We start from the raw sequence: 17,894 nt of genomic DNA, 5'->3' as shown, positions 1-17,894 counted from the left end.
TTGGCGCGGCCGGTCAGCCGGTCGCCCGGCTGACCAGCTGCTCCTCCGAGGTGGCCCGAAGGCCACCGTCGTCGTCGGGAACACACCGGGCGCTGTCCGAGGTGGTGGCGAGGAACTCCGACAGACATTGCGCGAAGGCGCGGTGTCCGGCCGCATTGGGGTGGAAGGACTCCTGGATCGCGTGCGGCGCACGATCCTGGTCCTCCAACGCGCTCCAGTCCACCGTCAGTCGGGTGAACCACTCGTCGGAGACGTCCTCCGCCGAGCAGGCACCCCGGCCGACCCCCGCCTCGGAGTAGTCCAGGAACCGGGCGTCGGCGGCCTCGGCGGCCCGGCGCAGGCCATCGGCGAGCGCGCTCACGCCGACCTCCTGCATCCAGCGGGCGTCCTCGGTCCGGAACGGGCAGCCCGTCAGGCCCGCGAGATCGCGTCGAAGGTCCGCACCGACCGGCGACGCATAGGACTGCACGACGAGTTCGTAAGCGCTGTCCGGGTAGCCGTTGTCCCGCAGCACGCTGCGCACGTCGTCGAGGACCGCGGTCACCTTCGGGACCATGCGGTCGACCCGGTCCAACCATTCCTCCTCGAACTCCCCGTGAGTGCAGGCGGGGCCGTTGCGGGCGAACCAGGCCTGGAAGCACTCGCCGAGCACATCGGAGAAGCGCGGATCATCGTTGGCGCCCAGACCGATGACCACCGTGCGGATCCGCTTCTCCGAGGCCAGTGTGTCCAACTGCACGGTCTGCGAGTCGGTGCCGTGCTGCCCGACCCCGCTGAGGCGCAGGTGCTCGGAACGGGCACTCGAACAGCTCAGGTTGATCCGCTCGTCGATCGGCTCGCCCTCGACGAGATTGATCAGTGCTGCGGGGGAGCGGTGGCACCAGTTGCCGTTCTCGCCGTGGGTGCCCGGCTCGTAGTCGCCGGCGCCCTCGCCGGACATCGTGCTGTCGCCCATCGCCACCACGACGTCCGGTGCGCCTGGCGGCGGGCCGGGCCTCGGCGGCACGGGGCTGTCGCCCACGAGCACCACGAGACCGAGCAGGGGTGCGAGGGCCAACAGGAGGATGGCGAGCCGATGGCGAGGAGGATGCATCGCCGTCAGTCTAGGGAATTTCACGCGAACGCGATTGCGGGAGAAATCGGACCCTTCCCGGTGGAAGGCAACGCCGGACGCTGCCGTGGTCCGATCGGATCGGTGGGAGACCCTAGGGTAGGGCGCCCGCGATGGCGTTCGTCGGTACGTCGAGGCCCTCGGACAGGGGGCCTGCGACCCGGCCAGCCTGGCGGGCGGGACCGCGCCGACGAGCTCTCGGTGCGGCCTGGACCGACCCGATCGTGACACCAACCGTGGCGAGGACGAGGAGTTGACCGCGTCGATGACGCTCGATCAGGCGGTGCCGTTCCTGTGCTGCCCGCACTGCGGCCACGAGCTGCACCGAGTGGCAGGCTCGCTGCACTGCCCCGAGAGGCACGTCTTCGACGTCGCCAAGCAGGGCTACGTCAGTCTGCTGCCCGGCGCGGCGCGGCCACAGGCCGCCGACACGGCCGAGATGGTCGCGGCTCGGTCGGACTTCCTCGGCGGTGGCCACCTCGACCCGATCTCCGAGGCGCTGCGGTCCTTGGTGGCCGCCGCCGTGGACGACGTCCCGGGGTGTGTGCTGGACGTCGGCGCGGGCACCGGTAGGCACCTCGGCCGGGTGTTGGACGCGGTGCCCGAGCGGGTCGGTATCGCGCTGGACCTGTCGAAACCGGCGCTGCGGCGGGCGGTGCGAGCACATTCGAGAATGGCCGCCGTGTGCTGCGATGTCTGGCGCGGTCTACCGGTCCGCACCGGTTCGGCCGCCGCCGTGGTCAACATCTTCGCGCCGCGCAACGGCCCCGAACTGCGTCGGGTGCTCGCCCCGGCGGGCCGGTTGTTCATCGTGACCCCCACCCGAGGGCATCTATCGGAGCTGATCCAGGAACTCGATCTGCTGACCGTCGCCGCCGACAAGCACAGCAGGCTGGCCGACACCCTGGGCCCGGGCCTGGCGCTCGACGAGCGTCACACCACCACCTGGCACCGAGAACTGGACCACTCCCAGGTTCGGGCCGTCGTCGGGATGGGACCCAACGCCTGGCACCAGGACCCGGCCGAGCTCGACCGCAAGGTCGCGCGGCTGCCTGCGCGGGTGACGGTCCGCTTCTCGGTGGACGTCTCCCGGTACCGGCCCGCCCCGTCCTAGTCGGCCACGACCCGGCCGTCCGAGATCCGCAGCCTGCGGTCGGCCATCCGTCGGACCTCGTCGTCGTGTGTGGAGAGCAGGACACCTGCGCCGTCGTCTGCGGCCTGCCTGAGCAGGCCCAACACGGCCGCGACCATCTCATGGTCCAAATGGGCGGTCGGCTCGTCGGCCAGCAGCACTCGGGGTCGGACGGCCAGCGCCCTGGCCAGTGCCACTCGCTGTTGCTGTCCGAACGAGACCTCCGAGGGATACCGATCCGCCAGCTGATCCACCTTCAGCACGGCCAGCAACTCCAGGACCCGCTCGTCGATGTCGCCGACCGGCACGGTGTGCTCGGCCGGTGCCAGCCGAAGCGGCAAGGCCACGTTCTCCGCCAGCGTCAACTCGGTGGCCAGACCCATGGCCTGCGGTAGGACCGCCACGACGTGCCACGCGATGGTCGGGCTCAGCGGGTCGCCGAGGACCGACACCTCGCCCTCGTCAGCGCGATCGAAGCCGCACAGCACCGAGAACAGCGCGCTCTTGCCCGAACCGGACGGCCCGGACAGGGTCGTGATCTCGCCCGCGTTGACCGTGAGGTCGACCCCTCGGAGCACGTCGACCGTCGTCGTGCCCTGTCGGAACGACCGTCGGATGCCGCTCGCCCGCAGCACCGGCGCGTTCGCCGCGATCTGCGTCCCCATCATCTGCCCGCTCCCTCGATCGCCGTCAGCTCACCATCACGCAACCAGACCAGGGTGTCCGCGCCCGATCGAAGTCGTTCATCGTGCGAGGCGACCACGACCGGAACATCCAGCGCGGTGACCCGACGCAGCGCATCGAGCACCAGATCGGCCGAGCGGGCATCGAGCTGCGAGGTGGGCTCGTCGGCGAGTACCACCTCACAGCCCATCGCCAGTGTGCACGCCAACGCCAGGCGTTGTTGCTGCCCGCCGGAGAGGGAGCGGATCCGCCAGCCACCGGTCCCGGGCAGTCCGAGTTGTTCCAGTAGTTCCTCGCCCGGATCCGGGCGATCGGCCAGCTGTGCCGCAGCCCGTAGATTCTCCGCCACGGTCAGGTAGTCGAACAGGTTCTCGGCCGGATTCTGATACACCAGGGCGATGCGACTGCGCCGTAGCCTGCGCAGCTCGCCCGCGTCCAGGCCGCCGAGTTCCCGATCACGCAGCAACACCTGGCCCTCGGTCGGCTTGTCGAGCAGGGCCAGCACCCGGAGCAGCGTGGACTTCCCCGATCCGGACGGACCCGCCAGCACGGTCAGACCACGGTTCGGGACGTCCAGCGTCACCCCTCGGACCGCCTCCACCGGGCCCGACGGCGTCGGATAGGTCACCGACACCGCGCGCAGGCCGAGTACGGACTCGGCCGTGACGGTGGTCTGCGTCGTTATCTCAGCCACGAATCAATTCCCCCACTCGAGCGGTCCGCACCAGTCGGACGGCGATCCAGGTCGCGACCGCAACCACGACCGAGGTGATCAGGACCGTCCAGATCAAGAATCCCCACGGCAATCCCGGCTCCGGAGCCGGGAAGACCTCCGGCGCTGGGTCGAGCCTGCTGGACGACAGCTGGGCGCCGACGATGCCTGCGAGCGAGCCGAAGACGATGGCCAACACCGCGACCACGCTCAACTCGACGAGATAACTCGACACCAGTGTGCGCAGCCGAAGTCCCATCCGGGCCGCCAACGCACCGGACAGCTCGTTCTGCCTGCGCCGGGCCTCCACGGACAGCAGCAGCGAGACCACTGCGAGCGCCGCGAGCACCAGGCCGAGGACCACGATGAAGGAGAACGTCCATTCCACGGTCAAGAACGCCAGCGCATCCATCGCCGCAGCCCGCTCCGCAGTGTTCAACGCCTCCACGCCCTCGGCGGCGAGTGCCTCCACCACCGTCGTCAAGCCGTGGTTCGACCAGACGAACCACGAGGCGATAGTGGTGGGTTGCTCCACGGCCTCTGCGGCGATCACGTAGCCGATGCTGCGGGTCAGACCGGGGAAGCCCTCGACCGCACCGACGGTTCGCACCTCCATGCCCCCGCCGATGTCCACCGTGCCCTCGGCGGCGCCCGCGACGGCGAGGGCGGGTATCCGACCGTTCGTGTCGGCGGCGCCCAGCGATTCGAGGGCCTCGTCGATCTGTCGAGACCGTGCGGTGTCGTCGGAGAACGCTCCTCGCGCGAAGGTCGCCGGGTCGACCACCACGATGCGACCATCGCGGCTTTGGTCCGGGATCGCCCTGGTGGTGACTCCGACGAAGGTGGATTCGGTTGCGATCTCGGCAGGCAGCGTCAACCCGTCCCTGATCTCGGCATTGCCGACCTGGACCGAGCTCTCGGCGCCCACACTGAGGCCCGACTTCGCGTTGAAGGCTCCTTGCTGGGCCGTCACCACTCCGTTGCCGACAGCGATCGTGCCGACCGCCAGCAACGCCACCACGAGCACACCGGTCACGGTGCCGCGCGAGGCCGCGAGCCTGCGGATTCCCAGCTGGGCGGCGGGCCGAGACCACATCTGCAGCGAATGGGATTTGATCAGAGAGCCGTTGAGCAGTCGGGCGATCAGCCCGGCGACCGTCAGGACGATCAACAGCGGAAAAGCCAACGCGACCGGGTCGATGCGCGGGATCACCTCGTCCGCCTCGACGCTCAGCGCACCGTCCCACAGCCTGCTGCCTGCCCAGACCGCCAAGCCCGCCGTGGCCAGTTCCCAGGGCAGCAGGGTGAGGATCCGCCGCACGCGGCCACCGTGTCGGACCCGGGCCCGTTCCAGACCACTTCGGACTCGAACAGCGACTGTTGCCCCCACCACGCCGATCGCGACGGCCACCACGCCGAACATGATCAACGTCAGCAGGGTTCCCGTTCCGGGCTGGATCTGCGAAGCCGGTGCGAAGAGGTCCAACGCAGCGAAGGCCACCCCGACCCCGAGACCCATACCCGCGAGCAGCGGCAGGCCGAGCTCCAGTACGGCCTTGGCGCCGATGGCGAGGGGCGAGACCCCACGCGACCAGAGCAGCCTGATCTCGGTGTGTCGGCGCTGGCACCACTGCACCGCGACGGCGGCCACCCCGGCGAGGCCGACCAACAGGCTGACCAGCGTCAAGGGGAGCACGGCCAGGGTGACACTCCGACTGGATTCGCCTGCCAGCTCCACGGGCCGATCCAGGTAGGCCCGCGCCGTGACCGGTTGGTCCGTCGCGAAGTCGCCGACGACCCCTCGGATATCCGAGACCACGTGCGCCGCACGCTCGGATAGTGCCGAAGCGGCGTCCGGCGTCTGCGGCTGTTCGACCGGGAACCGCACCGTGGTCGCCAGCAACAGTGGTGTCGCGGCGGTGAAGGCTTCGAATTCCTCGCGGTCGGCGAAGAACAACACCTGGGCGTCTTCGAAGTCTCCGCTGAGCGGTCGCACGGTGACCAGTGCTTCCTCGGTGCACCAGAACTGGTCCTGTGGTTGGACCAGATCCTCGTAGATCGTGGTCACGGTCGATGCTGCGGCATCGACGCCGAGACCCTGGGCGCGATCGCCGACCCGGACTCCGGCCTGTTCCGCCACCGAGCGCGCGATCCACAACCCGCTGCGTTCCCCACCTTCGAGCACGGTGAGGTTGTCCATCGCCTGATCGCGGTGGCCGATCCGGGTGAGCGCGCTGTCCGTCCCGAAGTCGACCCTGAGCGGCATGGTGTAGCGACCGCTGACGCTCTCGGTGAAGCCATGCCGCGCGCCCGATTCCGTCGCCGCGTCGACCACCGTCGCGGCGTTGTCGTTGTCGAGTGCTTCGCCGACCACGTTCGGCCCGAGGTTGTGCGGGCAGAGCCGGTCGAGGTTGTAGGAGACCGCTGCGCTGCCCACCGTCGACACGTGCAGGACCGCTCCGGCGATCACGAACGCCACCACCAGACCGGTGAGCATCGCGACGAGCATCGTGGAGGGGCTGGACAGCGCCGCACGCGGCGCCCGAGTCCACGGAAGCTTGCGAAACGTGCTGCGCTTGGCCTTCACACCACGAGAGGGTGCCGGATGGTGAAATGCGCCACTAGCGATTCGGCGAAACTGACATGATTCGGCAACATGCGCCTACACCACGCCCCTTGGATGTGATGTACACCACGGTCTGGGTGGGCGTACTACGATCGGCGTCCGCCGGCGGGAGCAAACGCCACCGTCCCGTCGTTGACACGGTACGACCTCAATGCCCGACTGCCGAGGGAGCCGCCCACCGTGCCCTTGTTTCCCCTGCTCTTCCTGATCCTCGAGATCACCGCCCTCATCGTGGTCGGCAACCTCATCGGCGTGCTGCCCACCATCCTGTTGGTCGTCGGTGGCAGCGTCCTGGGCGCTTACCTGCTCCGCAGGGAGGGAAGCAAGGCGATGGCCGCGGTGCAGGAGACGATGCGGACCCGCAGGATCGCAACGGACTCCCCCGACCCGATCGGCATCGTGGTGGCGCTGTTGTTCCTGATCCCCGGGCTGGTCACCACCTTCTCCGGTCTGCTGCTGATGATCCCGGTCAGCAAGCGTCTCGTCGCCGACAGGCTGCGCCGCAGCAATCGTTTCGTCACCCAGCCCGGTGCGGGTGGGTTCGTCCCCGGCCCGGCGGGTGCCCCGCATCGGGGTGCACCCGCAGGCGGGTCCGTCGTGGAGGGCGAGGTGATCGACGGCGAGGTGATCTCGGAGAACGTCGAACCGCACTCGTCGACGTCGGAGACCGATCGGACCGGCTCGACGTCCGGTTCCTCCGAACGCCCGTTACCCCCGACCGATCGCGATTGACCTCACACCGAGTCGGCTTGTGTCCGCCAGCCGGGCAGACTGCTGCATTGTGACGACCACTGAGCACCGGACGACGCTGTTGAGAGGCGGTCGAATCCATTCGCCCGCCAGCCAGGACGCGACCGCCATGGCGGTCACCGACGGGGTGGTCGTCTGGATCGGCCAGGATGCGGCTGGGGATGCGCTCTTCGGTGGTCAGAGCACGATCGTCGACCTCGACGGCGCCTTCGTCGCACCGGCCTTCGTCGATGCCCACGTCCACAGCACCTCGGCCGGTCTGCTGCTCGAGGGGTTGGACCTGACCGACTGTCGCACCCTCGCCGACTGTCTGCGCCTGCTGCGGGAGCACGCCACCGCCAACCCGAGGACGATCATCTGGGGCCACGGTTGGGACGAGAGCCGTTGGCCGGAGGGCAGGCCGCCGACGCGAGCCGAGATCGACGCGGTCGCGGCGGGCAATCCGGTGTACCTGTCTCGGATCGACGTGCATTCGGCCCTGGTGTCCAGCGCACTGCTCGATCAGGCGCCCGAGGCGCGCACCGCGCCCGGTTTCCACCCCGACGGCCCCTTGACCGCCCAGGCCCATCACGCGGTACGAGCGGTGGCCAGGAACAGCATCGACGCGGCTCAGCGTCGTCGGGCCCAACACGGATTCCTGCGGCATGCCGCCGCGCAGGGGATCGCCGCCGTGCACGAGTGCGCAGGCCCGGACATCTCCGACCCCCAGGACCTCACCGATCTACTCGTCCTCGCGGGCACCGAGGATCTGCCCGAGGTGACCGCGTACTGGGGTGAACTCGCCTCGGCCGGCGTCGCCCGACGGTTGCGGGTGGCGGGGTTGGCGGGCGATCTGTTCGTCGACGGTGCGCTCGGCTCCCGAACCGCTCTGCTGACCGAGCCCTACACGGACGCCCCCGACACCAGCGGCGCCGCCTACCTGGACTCGACCCAGATCGCCGACCACCTCGTGGAATGCACTCGACATGGCATGCAGGCGGGATTCCACGTCATCGGCGACAGGGCCACCGCCGAGGTCATCGAGGGTTTCCGTCGTGCCGAGGCCGTGGTCGGGCTTCAGGCGCTGACCGTGCGTGGACATCGACTGGAACACCTGGAGATGGTCGACGCCGAGCAGGCCGCCGCCCTGTCCCGGTGGGGAGTCATCGCCTCCGTGCAGCCGATGTTCGATGCATTGTGGGGCGGGCCGGACGGGATGTACGTCGATCGTCTGGGCGCGACCAGGGGGATCGGGCTCAATCCCTTCGCCACCCTCGCCTCGGCAGGCGTGTCGCTGGCCTTCGGTTCCGACGCCCCGGTGACCCCGATCGGCCCCTGGGCCGCGGTTCGCGCTGCGGTGCACCACCGAACCCCCGGCGCGGGGATCTCGCCCCGGGCCGCGTTCACCGCGCACACCCGAGGCGGCTGGCGTGCCTCCGGCGCCTCCGACGAGTTGACCGGATCGCTGGTCCCTGGTGCCTCGGCGACCTACGCGATCTGGACGGCAGGCGAGCTGGTCGCACCGGCAGCCGACAACCGGATCGCCCGGTGGTCCACCGACCCCCGGTCCAGGGTTCCTCGGCTTCCGAATCTCCAGCCGGATGTCGACCTGCCGGTGTGTCGGGCGACGGTGCTGCGTGGTCGGGCGATCCACGACCCGGAGGGTCTGCTGCCTGTCGGCTGATCGACGGTGGGCGATGGTCTGCGCGGTTCGTTGAGGTCATACCTGCTTCAACCGATACCCGATCCCATTAGGGTGTGTGAGCGTGACGGAACAACCGGACCGCAGACCGGAGGTCCGTGCCTCCGATGTCGAACGCAATGAGATCGCCACACTGCTGAACCAAGCGGTCGGGGAGGGACGGATCAGCCTCGACGAGTTCACCGAACGGGTGGGCCTGGTCTATGAGGCGACCACTCGGCGTGAACTGGACCAGCTGGTCGCCGACCTGCCGGTCGCTCGGGACGTGGCGACCCCGGATGCCTCGCAGGGCGTGGTGGTGCGTTCCGACGACGCTGGTGACGCGGACCGCCGGAAGTGGGACCTGGCGATCATGGGTGGCAGCGACCTCAAGGGCCGCTGGCGAGTCCGTCGCAAGATGGGCTTCTTCGGATTCATGGGCGGCAGCGACATCAACCTCTGCGATGCCGAGCTGGATGCACCGGAGGTTGAGCTGGTGCTGATCGGCATCATGGGCGGTCACACCGTGATCGTTCCCCGAGGCGTCCGGGTCGAGCATGTGGGCGGCTTCAACCTGATGGGCGGCGACGATGTCAAGATCGATCAGGACGAGGTGCTGCCCAACGCGCCGGTCGTGCGGATCCGTACGTACAACTTCATGGGCGGGCAAGAGATCAAGAACCCGAAGCGCAAGAAGCGCAAGCGTCGCCGCGCACTGGAGGACTGACCGAGCGCGGCCCTATCGGTCCGGTCCGCACCGTGCAGGCCGCGTCGGTGGGCGACGGTCGATCAGTCGTCGCTCCCGGGCTGCCGATCGAAGATCGCTCACCCCATAGGATGGCTTACGTGACCGAGCAACCCGATCGCCGACCAGAGGTCCGTGTCTCCGATGCCGAGCGCGACCAGACCGCCACCCTGCTGAACCAGGCGGTCGGCGAGGGACGGTTGACCCTGGAGGAGTTCACCGAACGCGTCGGGCTCGCCTACGCGGCGGACACCAGGGGACAGCTGGAGAAACTGGTCACGGACCTGCCGGTCGCGGCGGATCGATCGGCCGATGCGGCGCCTGCCAAGGTCGAGAAGGACCCTTCTGCGAAGCGGAAGTGGAAACTGGCCCTGCTGGGCGACAACAAGGTCAGCGGCCGGTGGCGGGTGCACCGTCGGATGGGATTCTTCTCCGTCCTCGGAGACAACAAGATCGACCTCAGCAATGCCGAACTAGGCGGCCCGGAGGTCGAGATCACCCTGTTCGGGGTCCTCGGCGATTACGAGATCATCGTGCCCAAGGGAGTCCGGGTAGAGCACTCGAAGGGCTTCCGGCTGCTGGGTGACTCCACGGTCAAGGTCGACGAGAGCGCGGTGCTGCCGAACTCGCCCGTGGTGCGGATCAAGAGCTTCTCGCTACTCGGCGACGACGTCATCCGGCATCCCAAGAAGAAGCGGCGCCGCTGGACCGACGACGACGACGAGGACTGATCCGCCGCATTCGGCCTACGGCCGGTGTGCCGGGGCAGGCGGCGAGTGATATCGGACGATCACCTCGGCGTCGACGTCCACCCGGTACCCGATCCCACGGACGGTGCTGATCACCTCGGCCTCGTCGCCGAGCTTCGCGCGGATCCGGCGGATGTGCACGTCCACCGTGCGATTGCCCGGCGGCTCGTGGCTGGCACCCCAGAGTCGATTGATCAGCGATGTCCTGCGATGTACCCGGTCTCGGTGCTCGCAGAGGAACAGCAGCAGGTCGAACTCCAGGCGGGTCAGCTCGATCGGCAGTCCACGGCAGACGACGCGCCGGGAGGGAACGTCGATCAGCACCGGAACCGACCCGGAACCGACCGGCACCATGTGTCTGGGTGGCGCCGTCGCACCGGCGGGGCGCGGTCGTGGGGCGGCGGATCGTAGTGAGGCGCCGCGAACGGTCACCGTGACCGACTGCGGGTCCAACACCGTGCCGATGATCTCGACCAGCCGGCCCGCGAGGCTCGCCGGGTCGTGATCGTCGGTGCTCAAGGTGACGGTCACGGCCGCGTCGTCCATCGGATCTTCGGGTGCTCGGATGGTGGTCGGGGGCGGCGAGAACGGTTGTGCCATGGGCTTCCTCACGAGGGGGCCGGTGCCGAACAGGAGCCAGGACCGGATCTCGCACAGGATTGGGTGGTCACGCGGACGTAGTCCACATGACGGCGGCGCGTGAGCACGGTGGCGACCACATCATCGATCGCACCAAGCGCCCCGAGGAGTGTCAACGACTCCCAACGGCTGGACATCGCGCGGTGCTGTCTGGACAACCGCCGACGAACCGTACCCGAGCCCGCGACGGGACGCCGACGCATACCGAGTCGGCGCAGTACACCGTGGACGTCCCGTCTCGGACTCCGAGCCGTGATCGGTCGATCAGTCGGCCGCACCGCCACCGAAGACGGCTGCCTCCTCGGCGGTCTCGGCGATTCCGTTCTCACCGTGGAAGATGCGCTCGCCCCAGGACGTCAGGCTGTTCAGGTCGAAGTTCTCGACCATGTCCAGGTAGTCGACGCCGCCGCTGTTGCCGCTCCACGACCAGCCGAGATAGCCGAGGCCCAGCGACTCGGTGGTCGCGAGGATGGCGTCCTCGTCGGGATTGCCGTCGGAGTGATCGTGGCCGAACTCGCCGACCATGATGGGCAGGCCCTGGTCGACGAAGTACTCGAGGTAATCACTGACGGCGGTGGCGTTGTCGTAGACGCCGTACATGTGGATCGAGAACAGGGTGTTGGCATCGGGATCGGAGGCGAACACGCCCGCAGCCTGGCTGCGCATGGTCCCCGACCAGTCCTGTCCCCAGTTCGGCGCGTCGACGACCAGGGTGTGATCGAAGCCCGCGGCCCGCAGCCTGCCGATGGCGGCCGAGGTGTCGGCGCCCCAACCGGTGTAGTTGTTGTTGCCGAAGGGCTCGTTGCCGATGTTGACCAGGACGTAGTCCTCCTGACCGACCAATGCGCTCTGGATTCGCAGCCAGTAGTCCACCGCTCGGTCCAGACTGACCGCAGTGGGCTGCTCGCCGTAACCGGTGGTGTCGTGTACCTCCAACACGCAGATCAGCCGGTTGGCCTTGCATTGGCCGATGACCTCGGCGACGTCGGCGGCATCGTTCTCGGTCCATTGATCGCCGCTGCTCAGGACGACGCGCACGGTGTTGGCGCCCAGCGATTTGATGTCGGCCAGCGACTGGGGCGTCTCGTTGGTGAACCAGGAATGGGGGTGGTTGACCCCCCGCATGACGAATTCCGAGCCGTTGGACTCGTGCAGTCTGCCGTTCTCGATGTGGAAGCCGGTTTCGGCGTGCGCGGTGGGGACGACGAAGAGCGCGAGGAGCAGCGCACACACGGCCGTGCCGAGGGATACGAGTCGTCTTCTCATGACCTACCTCAGGGAAGGATCCGGGAGTGAACCCGCGAGCGGGGAAGCGTCGGGCGGACCGAGGACAGCACGCCGGCGACGACAGGACCCGGCTTCCTGTGGCGGCGATTCGAGACTAATGGACGGTGATCGGGCACACAATGCCCCGGCGCCTGCGTGCTGTTCGGCTCACTCGCCGTCGTGTGCGGCGTTCAGGGCGCGGATCAGTTCGCTGCGGGCACGGGCGACTCGGGATCGGATGGTGCCGACGGGGCAGCGACACACCAGCGCAGCCTCCTCATAGGACAGCCCGAGCAGCTGGGTCAGTACCAGGACCTCCCGCCGCTGCGGCGCCAGATCGGCCAGCAGCAGATCGAGTTCGACCGCATCCTCGAAGCCGCCCGAGGTCGAGCCCGGCCGTGCGGTCGCGTCCGCGAGCTGGGTGAGGTCCATACCCGACACCTGACGCGGCCTGCGGCCCGCCTTGCGATACTGGTCGACGACGACCCGGCGGGCGATGGACAGCAACCAGATCCGTGCCGAGCATCTACCCTGGAAACTCGATAGCCCGCGCAGCATGCGCAGGTAGGTCTCCTGGGTCAGGTCGTCCGCCGACGCCGTACCGGCGAGATGCGCGGTGAACCGCCACACATCGTGCTGGGTGGCCCGGATGAAGCGTTCCAGGGCACGACGATCTCCGGCACTCGCTGCGAGAGCCGAATCTGTCGTATCGAGGTCGACATCGGCGTCGGCCGGCCAGGTCACAGATCGGAAGATTAGCGCAATCGTCATACTGACCCGGTCCGCCGAATGGAGGAGAATTCTCCGCGTGGAGTGCGACAGCTGCCGTGACGCGTTGTCCGCCCGGCTCGATTCCGAGCTGGAGCCCGTGCAGGCGCAACGGACCGACGAACACCTGAAGACCTGTGTGGAATGCCGGATCTGGCAACAACAGGCCACCGCATTGACCAGATCGATGCGGGTCCGTCCTGCGGTGTCGACTCCCGACCTCACCGAGCGGATCCTGGCCGCCGCCGAACACACCGTGCGCCCTCCATCGGTGGCGCGGGTGGCCCTGGGCCTGGTCGGGATCGGGCAGCTGGCACTGGCGATCGCCCAGCTCTTCGGCTTCGACCACGGGCTCGGCCACGATGCCGCCGGTTCGGTGCACCTGCTCAACGAGAGCACCGCGTGGAGCCTGGCCATCGGCCTCGGCATGCTCTGGGCCGCGCTGCGCACCGGGCTCTCCCGGGGAATGCTGCCGGTGCTCGGTGGTTTCGTGCTGATACTCGCGATCTTCAGCGTGCGCGACCTCGTCATCGGCGAGGTGGAGTTGATGCGGGTGGCCTCGCACGGCCTGCTGGTCCTGGGACTCGGATTGCTCGCGCTGGTGCGACGCCAGGAATCTCGGCGCAGCCCGGAACCGGGCAGACCGGCGCTGATCGCTCCACCGGTCTCCGACGCCGCGCCGCCACGGCGCCTCGACACGCAGGGGTCCACACTCGACGCCGTGGACTGGGAACACCGCGATCGGCCGCGATGGGCGGGTGGCAGCCGCGTCGCCTAGCGCGGTCCGGCCCCGGCGGAAGGACACCGATGACCACCGATTCCTCGCTCGACGCCGTGGTCGTGGGCGCGGGCCCCAACGGGCTGGCCGCTGCGGTGATCCTGGCCAGGGCCGGACTGTCCGTCGAGGTGCACGAGGCTGCGTCGACCCCCGGCGGTGGGGCGCGCACCGAGGAGTCGACGCTGCCCGGTCATCGGCACGATGTCTGTTCGGCCGTCCACCCGATGGGCCTGGCCTCCCCGTTCTTCCGTGCTTTCGATCTCGCGGCGCACGGCGTGCGGATGCTTCAACCGGACCTGGCCTACGCGCATCCGCTGGACGGCGGTCGGGCGGGGTTGGCCTGGCGGGATCTGGGCCGCACGGCGGCGGGCCTCGGCGTCGACGGCCGGGCATGGCGTGGCCTGCTCGGTCCGCTCGCGGCGGCCTGGCCAGGGGTGGTCGACCTGGCGATGTCGGATCTGCGTGGTGTACCCGCCGATCCGCTCTCGGCCATCCGGCTGGCTCGTCGGATGTTGGAGCAGGGCTCGCCGCTGTGGAATCTGCGATTCCGAGATGAGATCGCGCCCGCGATGTTCACCGGAGTCTGTGCCCATGCGATCGCCCCGTCACAGGCGATCGCGCCGGCCGGGGCCGGGTTGTTGCTGGCAGCGCTGGCGCACGGCGTGGGGTGGCCGATCCCCGAGGGCGGTAGCGCGGCGATCACGGACGCCCTCGTGGCCGATCTGCGGGCGCATGGCAGTCGGGTGATCACGGGAAGCCGGATCGACCGGCTCGCACAGCTGCCGAGGGCTCGCGCGGTGCTGCTCGATCTCACGCCCGCCGGGCTGCTGCGGATCGCGGGCTCCGAGTTGCCCGAACGGTACGCCCGCCGGCTTGCGGCGTTCCGCTACGGCGGTGCGGCCTGCAAGGTCGACTTCGCGCTGAGAGCCCCGGTGCCCTGGGCGAACTCCGATTGCGCATCGGCAGGGACGCTGCATCTGATCGGCAGCCGGGCCGATGCGGTCGTCGCCCAGCGTGCCGTGGCAGCGGGCCTGCACGCCGAACGCCCCTTCGTGCTGGCCGTGCAGCCAGGCGTCGTCGACCCGGGAAGGGCACCCGCAGGCAGCCACACGCTGTGGACCTATGCACACGTGCCGCAGGGCTCCGACCGGGACGTGAGCGCGGCGGTGATCGACCAGATCGAGCGATTCGCCCCGGGATTCCGGGAGATCGTGGCGGCGCACCGGGTTCGGACCGCGATGGACCTCCAGGGACACGACGCCAACTACGTCGGCGGCGACATCGCGGCGGGGGCCGTCACCCTGCGCCAGTTGATCGCACGTCCGGTACTCCGGTTCGATCCCTATGCCACGCCCCTGGACGGGGTCTACCTCTGCTCGGCCTCGACGCCTCCCGGCCCCGGCGTCCATGGCATGGCGGGCCTGCATGCCGCTCGGCGCGTGCTACGACAGCGCTTCGGGATCACCGACGACCCGCTGCGGCTGTTGCGGCAGTCGTGATCGGACGAATCCCTCCGCCAGACGTCGACAATGCCGCCGATGGGGCGATACCGCCCCGGACGCGGTCGTCGTACGGTCGAGGCGGTAGGAGCATCTCACCCGGTTGCTCGACCTCGACATGCGGTCCGACATCGATTCGTCGATGGGCGTCCGGCGATCCCGCCTCCGCATGCCGAAGCACCAACCCACCGGGTCGCCGCAGAGCACAGGAGGCGATCGATGCGTGGGTTACGGGGCAGACTCGGACGCACCTCGGTGTTCGGCATGGTGTTGACGGTGCTGACGGCCATGTTCGTCGGTGTCGGCGCGGGAACGGCGGTCTCCGCCCAGGATCCGCTGCGCATCATGCCGCTGGGCGACTCGATCACCGGATCCCCGGGATGCTGGCGAGCGATGTTGTGGAACGACCTGCAGAACTCCGGGCACACCGATGTCGATTTCGTCGGAACCCTCGGCCCGCAGGGCTGCGGCGTCGAACACGACGGGGACAACGAGGGACATGGCGGCTTCCTCGCCACCGGGATCGCCGAGCAGAACCTGCTGCCGGGCTGGCTCTCGGCCACCGACCCGGACGTCGTCCTGATGCATCTGGGCACCAACGACGCCTGGAGCGCCCGGCCCACCGAGTCGATCCTGTCCGCGTTCACCACCCTCGTCACCCAGATGCGCGAGTCGAATCCGGACATGCGGATCCTCGTCGCACAGATCATCCCGATGAACCCGGTCAACTGCGGGGAGTGCGCCCAACGGGTCGTCGAGTTGAACGCCGCCATCCCCGCGTGGGCCGATGGCTTGAGCACCGAGACGTCCCCGGTGCTCGTCGTGGACCAGTGGACCGGGTTCGACACCGGTAACGACACCTATGACGGGGTGCACCCGGTCGAGGGAGGCGACCGCAAGATCGCCGACCGTTGGCATCCGGTCCTCACCGGAGTCCTCGACGGACTCCGCTGAGGACGCCGACCGAGATCCGCCGCGGTTTCACCCGAGCCGTGAACCGATACCGGCGGGTTCCCGGGGACGACTACCGTCGTCCGATGGTTCGGAGTCGGCCGAGCCCCTGCGCCGCCAGCGGCGGGGTCGGCCCCGGGCCGGTCCGCAGGCCCAGGAAGAACTCGCCCAGGGCATCACGGGAGGTGTGCACCGGTGACCACCCGAGTTCCACCCGCGCCCTGGTCGTGTCCAACACCGGCAGGCGCAGCAGGGTGTCGAGCAGATCGGGCGAGGCCGCGACCGCACGCAACCGCCAGGCCGCCGACATCGCCGCCCGTACCGGGCGTGCCGGGAGTCGTACCACCGTGGCATCGAGGCAGTCGGCCAGCAGCTCGGCATCGACGATCGGCTCGGCGGCCAGATTGAACCCACCGGCCGATCGGCTCAGCGCGGCGAGCCGGAAGGCCTCGGCGACATCCTGGGCGTGCAAAACCTGGAATCTCAGGCCCGGAAGATCAGGGACCACCGGTATCCCGCCCGGCCGCAACAACACCGACGGAATCAGGGGACCGGCGAACAGCCTGCGTTGTTGCTGGGCGGCCTGCCGTTGCAGGATGAAGCCCGGACGGATGCGCACCACCCGGAGATCGGGCTGGCTGTCCTCCACCGTGTCCAGCACCCGCTCCAGATAGGCCTTCTCCCGGCTGTATGCGGCGCCCGGCCAACCATGGGTCGGCCAGCTCTCGTCCACGCCACGATTCTTGGGGCCGGGGGAATAGGCCGCCACCGACGATGCGTACACCAGGGCGGGCACTCCCGCGAAGGCGACCGCTTCGAATACCCGAATGCCACCCAGAACGTTGGTGCGCCAGGTGACATCGGGGGAGTGCGTCGGCTGGAACCGCCAGGCCAGGTGTACGACGACGTCGGCGCCCCGGAAGATCTCGACGAGGTCGTCGTCGGTGATATCGGCGGTCCGCCACGTCGTCTTCGGCGGTCGCCAGGACGGTTGGCGTCGGGCCACTCCGACGATCGAGGCGACTCGGGAGTCGCCTGCGAGGGTGCGGACCAGGGCGGTGCCCACATTGCCGGTGGCCCCCACGACCACCACCCGGATGCCTGCTGCGGTCACTGTCTGCCCGACCCCGACGTTCGCTCTCGATGACTGCCGGCGGCGTCGTCCTCCGGCGTGCGTGGCATCGGTCCCGCAGGCCCGTCGGCTGCCTCGGCGGGCCGGGACCAGCGGAAGACGCCTGCGCCCTGCGCGTAGGCCAGATGTCCGCCGATCGCACCGGCCGCGCTGACGGTGAGCAGTCCGAGCAGCGCCCAGCCGCGTCCGGCGGTGTCGTTACTGCGGTGTCGAGCAGTCCACGACATCAGGTAGCAGACCGACGACGCGATATTCGCGGAGGCGTGCACGAAGCCGACGCGGCGTTGCCGCAGGTCCAGCTCACTCCAGTCGGCGAGTCCCGTGATCGCCGCAGGCGGGACAGTGAGCAGGCCCAGCGAGATCAGATGTCGGGCCGTCACCCGGCGGCCGAGCAGGTCGCAGACCGCTGCGGCGCCGTAGCAGCCGATGGGCATCGCGACGAGTGCCGGATGGGCGGGGTGGCCCAGCCATTTGCCTCGCAGCGCTCTATCCAGGCCGGGGCGCTCGCGGAGGAAGGGCCGGACCCGCGAGCGCAGCCGTTCGGCCACCGCGTCCAGCGACTGCCGGGATTCGATCGACTTCAACCATCGCTGTACTGCATTCATGTGCGGCGGGTACCCCCGCCCTTCGCGGGGAAACGACCCGGGCGGCGGGCGACGCGGTCGTGGAGCGAACCGCGGCTGGTCGCCGTC

The 17,894-nt window shown here is 69.2% G+C and carries 17 protein-coding genes; 8 read left to right on the top strand and 9 right to left on the bottom strand.

Going from position 1 to position 17,894, the window contains the following annotated elements:
- Nucleotides 1-13: 13 nt before the first annotated feature.
- The gene (locus BKA25_RS15070; RefSeq protein WP_069848927.1) at nucleotides 14-1,093 is read right to left on the bottom strand and encodes a GDSL-type esterase/lipase family protein; all 1,080 of its coding nucleotides are present in this window, start codon (nucleotides 1,091-1,093) and stop codon (nucleotides 14-16) included.
- Between the two features lie 283 nt (nucleotides 1,094-1,376).
- On the opposite strand from BKA25_RS15070, the gene BKA25_RS15065 reads away from it, so the two are divergent.
- A complete protein-coding gene (locus BKA25_RS15065) occupies nucleotides 1,377-2,225 on the top strand; it encodes a putative RNA methyltransferase (RefSeq protein WP_069853603.1) in 849 nt (282 codons plus the stop codon).
- Here BKA25_RS15065 and BKA25_RS15060 read toward each other — a convergent pair.
- From BKA25_RS15060 to BKA25_RS15050, 3 genes are read right to left on the bottom strand one after another with little or no spacing between them, the layout of a single operon-like run.
- On the bottom strand, nucleotides 2,222-2,911 hold the full coding sequence (locus BKA25_RS15060) for an ABC transporter ATP-binding protein (protein WP_236750738.1): 690 nt from the start codon (nucleotides 2,909-2,911) through the stop codon (nucleotides 2,222-2,224). The genes BKA25_RS15065 and BKA25_RS15060 overlap by 4 nt on opposite strands.
- Nucleotides 2,908-3,621 (bottom strand): ABC transporter ATP-binding protein, encoded by a 714-nt coding sequence (locus tag BKA25_RS15055; RefSeq protein ID WP_236750740.1) that lies wholly within the window; start codon nucleotides 3,619-3,621, stop codon nucleotides 2,908-2,910. Before BKA25_RS15055 ends, BKA25_RS15060 begins: the two co-directional genes overlap by 4 nt.
- The gene (locus BKA25_RS15050) at nucleotides 3,614-6,226 is read right to left on the bottom strand and encodes an ABC transporter permease (RefSeq protein ID WP_157421045.1); all 2,613 of its coding nucleotides are present in this window, start codon (nucleotides 6,224-6,226) and stop codon (nucleotides 3,614-3,616) included. Before BKA25_RS15050 ends, BKA25_RS15055 begins: the two co-directional genes overlap by 8 nt.
- Before the next feature lie 171 nt (nucleotides 6,227-6,397).
- On the opposite strand from BKA25_RS15050, the gene BKA25_RS15045 reads away from it, so the two are divergent.
- The 4 genes from BKA25_RS15045 to BKA25_RS15030 all read left to right on the top strand — a co-directional run bounded on the left by BKA25_RS15045 (nucleotide 6,398) and on the right by BKA25_RS15030 (nucleotide 10,151).
- Nucleotides 6,398-6,997, top strand: coding sequence for an FxsA family protein (locus tag BKA25_RS15045; RefSeq protein WP_084642922.1), 600 nt, complete (start codon nucleotides 6,398-6,400; stop codon nucleotides 6,995-6,997).
- Between the two features lie 49 nt (nucleotides 6,998-7,046).
- Nucleotides 7,047-8,678, top strand: coding sequence for an amidohydrolase (locus tag BKA25_RS15040; RefSeq protein ID WP_069848934.1), 1,632 nt, complete (start codon nucleotides 7,047-7,049; stop codon nucleotides 8,676-8,678).
- 82 nt (nucleotides 8,679-8,760) lie between these two features.
- Entirely contained in the window at nucleotides 8,761-9,402 is a 642-nt protein-coding gene (locus BKA25_RS15035; RefSeq protein WP_236750742.1) for a DUF1707 SHOCT-like domain-containing protein, read from the top strand.
- Nucleotides 9,403-9,521: 119 nt separating this feature from the next.
- Complete coding sequence (locus tag BKA25_RS15030; RefSeq protein ID WP_236750744.1) at nucleotides 9,522-10,151, top strand: DUF1707 SHOCT-like domain-containing protein; 630 nt, start codon at nucleotides 9,522-9,524, stop codon at nucleotides 10,149-10,151.
- Nucleotides 10,152-10,166: 15 nt separating this feature from the next.
- Here the strand turns inward: BKA25_RS15030 and BKA25_RS27890 are convergent, their stop codons facing one another.
- The 3 genes from BKA25_RS27890 to BKA25_RS15015 all read right to left on the bottom strand — a co-directional run bounded on the left by BKA25_RS27890 (nucleotide 10,167) and on the right by BKA25_RS15015 (nucleotide 12,818).
- The gene (locus BKA25_RS27890) at nucleotides 10,167-10,769 is read right to left on the bottom strand and encodes a winged helix-turn-helix domain-containing protein (protein WP_236750751.1); all 603 of its coding nucleotides are present in this window, start codon (nucleotides 10,767-10,769) and stop codon (nucleotides 10,167-10,169) included.
- A gap of 303 nt (nucleotides 10,770-11,072) precedes the next feature.
- Nucleotides 11,073-12,074 carry a glycoside hydrolase family 5 protein gene (locus BKA25_RS15020; RefSeq protein ID WP_069848940.1) on the bottom strand — a complete coding sequence of 334 codons (1,002 nt, stop codon included), beginning with the start codon at nucleotides 12,072-12,074 and terminating at the stop codon, nucleotides 11,073-11,075.
- A gap of 168 nt (nucleotides 12,075-12,242) precedes the next feature.
- The gene (locus BKA25_RS15015) at nucleotides 12,243-12,818 is read right to left on the bottom strand and encodes a sigma-70 family RNA polymerase sigma factor (protein WP_069848942.1); all 576 of its coding nucleotides are present in this window, start codon (nucleotides 12,816-12,818) and stop codon (nucleotides 12,243-12,245) included.
- A 64-nt stretch (nucleotides 12,819-12,882) separates the two neighbouring features.
- On the opposite strand from BKA25_RS15015, the gene BKA25_RS15010 reads away from it, so the two are divergent.
- From BKA25_RS15010 to BKA25_RS15000, 3 genes are all read left to right on the top strand, one after another.
- Nucleotides 12,883-13,620 carry a zf-HC2 domain-containing protein gene (locus BKA25_RS15010; protein ID WP_069848944.1) on the top strand — a complete coding sequence of 246 codons (738 nt, stop codon included), beginning with the start codon at nucleotides 12,883-12,885 and terminating at the stop codon, nucleotides 13,618-13,620.
- A 29-nt stretch (nucleotides 13,621-13,649) separates the two neighbouring features.
- Nucleotides 13,650-15,119: a phytoene desaturase family protein gene (locus tag BKA25_RS15005; protein WP_069848946.1), complete on the top strand. Its 1,470-nt coding sequence runs from the start codon at nucleotides 13,650-13,652 to the stop codon at nucleotides 15,117-15,119.
- A gap of 219 nt (nucleotides 15,120-15,338) precedes the next feature.
- The gene (locus tag BKA25_RS15000; RefSeq protein ID WP_084642928.1) at nucleotides 15,339-16,073 is read left to right on the top strand and encodes an SGNH/GDSL hydrolase family protein; all 735 of its coding nucleotides are present in this window, start codon (nucleotides 15,339-15,341) and stop codon (nucleotides 16,071-16,073) included.
- 70 nt (nucleotides 16,074-16,143) lie between these two features.
- Here the strand turns inward: BKA25_RS15000 and BKA25_RS14995 are convergent, their stop codons facing one another.
- Both BKA25_RS14995 and BKA25_RS14990 read right to left on the bottom strand, forming a co-directional pair.
- On the bottom strand, nucleotides 16,144-17,184 hold the full coding sequence (locus BKA25_RS14995) for an NAD-dependent epimerase/dehydratase family protein (protein WP_236750753.1): 1,041 nt from the start codon (nucleotides 17,182-17,184) through the stop codon (nucleotides 16,144-16,146).
- Nucleotides 17,181-17,807 carry a DUF2231 domain-containing protein gene (locus BKA25_RS14990; protein ID WP_069848950.1) on the bottom strand — a complete coding sequence of 209 codons (627 nt, stop codon included), beginning with the start codon at nucleotides 17,805-17,807 and terminating at the stop codon, nucleotides 17,181-17,183. Before BKA25_RS14990 ends, BKA25_RS14995 begins: the two co-directional genes overlap by 4 nt.
- Nucleotides 17,808-17,894 lie beyond the last annotated feature (87 nt).

Source organism: Actinoalloteichus hymeniacidonis (assembly GCF_014203365.1).
GTDB classification, from domain to species: domain Bacteria; phylum Actinomycetota; class Actinomycetes; order Mycobacteriales; family Pseudonocardiaceae; genus Actinoalloteichus_A; species Actinoalloteichus_A hymeniacidonis.
Note: the sequence above shows the minus strand (reverse complement) of the source record. Positions and strands in the feature narration are given on the sequence as shown.

Bases quoted from the DNA above. Each gene is read 5' to 3' on its own strand.
- BKA25_RS15070 (WP_069848927.1), bottom strand. From the start codon at position 1,093: ATGCATCCTCCTCGCCATCGGCTCGCCATCCTCCTGTTGGCCCTCGCA.
- BKA25_RS15065 (WP_069853603.1), top strand. From the start codon at position 1,377: ATGACGCTCGATCAGGCGGTGCCGTTCCTGTGCTGCCCGCACTGCGGC.
- BKA25_RS15060 (WP_236750738.1), bottom strand. From the start codon at position 2,911: ATGATGGGGACGCAGATCGCGGCGAACGCGCCGGTGCTGCGGGCGAGC.
- BKA25_RS27890 (WP_236750751.1), bottom strand. From the start codon at position 10,769: ATGGCACAACCGTTCTCGCCGCCCCCGACCACCATCCGAGCACCCGAA.
- BKA25_RS15020 (WP_069848940.1), bottom strand. From the start codon at position 12,074: ATGAGAAGACGACTCGTATCCCTCGGCACGGCCGTGTGTGCGCTGCTC.
- BKA25_RS15005 (WP_069848946.1), top strand. From the start codon at position 13,650: ATGACCACCGATTCCTCGCTCGACGCCGTGGTCGTGGGCGCGGGCCCC.
- BKA25_RS15000 (WP_084642928.1), top strand. From the start codon at position 15,339: ATGCGTGGGTTACGGGGCAGACTCGGACGCACCTCGGTGTTCGGCATG.
- BKA25_RS14990 (WP_069848950.1), bottom strand. From the start codon at position 17,807: ATGAATGCAGTACAGCGATGGTTGAAGTCGATCGAATCCCGGCAGTCG.